The sequence below is a fragment of the Bradyrhizobium sp. TM233 genome, from assembly GCF_036247965.1.
Classification (GTDB): Bacteria; Pseudomonadota; Alphaproteobacteria; order Rhizobiales; family Xanthobacteraceae; genus Bradyrhizobium; species Bradyrhizobium ottawaense.
On record NZ_BTIG01000144.1, the window covers coordinates 1 to 281 of the forward strand.

The window sequence follows — 281 nt, forward strand, 5'->3', positions numbered from 1 at the left end:
TGACAATGTCCCGCCACCCCATCAGGATCCAAACATGATGATTAACCGCCCGCCGATTCCGTTTGGCCATGCTGGCACTAGTTCAGCCATTGGGGGCGAGGCTCCTCCTCCTTTGCTACACTTGTCCGATCCTCATTTCAATGGTTTGGACTTCATGAATCGAACCTTTGACAATCGGATTCATAAAGACATTTCTGGTCAAGGCCCCCCAATATTGCTTCTCTGGCCATTCACCATGCACTTTCTGCCGCCAGCACCGTGGCGGGTATGGCTCACTGTGT

Annotated in this window: 1 protein-coding gene; it reads left to right on the forward strand. The window is 52.3% G+C overall.

The genetic code is table 11. From position 1 onward, the window contains the following. Window positions 1-34 precede the first annotated feature (34 nt). Window positions 35-281, forward strand: a 247-nt coding sequence (locus AABA86_RS34075; RefSeq protein ID WP_338309859.1) for a hypothetical protein, incomplete at its 3' end; no start/stop codon positions are given.